The following is a 1,140-nucleotide window of genomic DNA, read 5'->3' on the forward strand; positions in this document are numbered from 1 at the left end:
CGGAAAAGACACCAAAAAATCTCACGATGCAGCAACCCAAGCGTTTATGCAATGGCAAAAAGAGAGCGGTCGTAGCCTCACCGAAATCAGTCAAATCATTGCATTTAGTACCGGCGATAATCGACTCTAACGACAAGTTGATAAGCACATTGGCTCTTATCACAGTGTGCTTTTTCTGGCCATATCTCTAGCTCCACTCTTGGCTTCATTAAACTTCAACCACCTTCCCATCTTGAGAATTACAAATAATTGTCGTATCGATAAAATTAATTTTTCATACAATATTTTTACTTATCAAACACCTACCTATGATTGATGTTTTATTAGGCTTATTTTATTGATTCTGCTCAATTGCATTGCCTATTCAAACTGACTAGGATACACGCCCTTCCTGAGTGAACTATCAAAAATAAAATCGAGAAACTTGCTCGAGTTTCTCAACAGTTCACGAACATTCTAGACAATTATATTCATTTCATGATTTTTAGCGCACTTGAGCGCTGATTGAAACGACCATTGCTCCGTACTCGAAAGATTTCGTATTCGCGCTTTCTTACGTGGAGTTATTTATTTCATCAAGGTTGGTCAAACGGATGATGCCCCTTGAATGCATTTACTGGAGGACAAAAAATGCCAAAAGGTCTAATGCTGACTGACTTAGCCATCGCAGGCTTACTTTTGATTGTAGCGAAAGTGATTCGCGTGCATACGCCATTGCTACAACGCATGTACATTCCATCTGCTGTATTGGCAGGTTTATTTGGTCTCGTGTTTGGCCCTGCCATGCTCGATCTATTACCGTGGACAGACACGTTTACCGCTAACGCAAGCCTATTAACTGCTGCACTTTTTTCTGCGTTAGGGTTAGCAACGGATGTTCCATCCCCAAAAGTTGTCGCACAACGTGCAGGCTCGTTATGGGCATTTAACCAAATTGCTTCTGTCTCACAGTGGTTATTTGCTGCAATGTTTGGCCTGCTCTTAACTACATTTTTCTGGCCAGAAATCAATCCTGGCTTTGGCGTAACAATGTCTGCGGGTTTCATGGGTGGTCATGGTTCAGCCTCAGTTGTGGGAGATATTTTCACGGGTCTTGGTTGGGAAGATGGCTTCACGCTTGGTTTGACCTTTGCGACAGTC

General features: G+C 42.3%; 2 pseudogenes. Both read left to right on the top strand.

Annotation, left to right across the window (positions count from 1 at the left end):
- A pseudogene (locus R8N47_RS23605) lies at positions 1-130 on the top strand (DNA-3-methyladenine glycosylase I); the annotation flags it as partial.
- Between the two features lie 500 nt (positions 131-630).
- Positions 631-1,140, top strand: a pseudogene (locus R8N47_RS23610) (sodium:glutamate symporter); the annotation flags it as partial.

This window comes from Vibrio sp. 2132-1, from assembly GCF_033344315.1.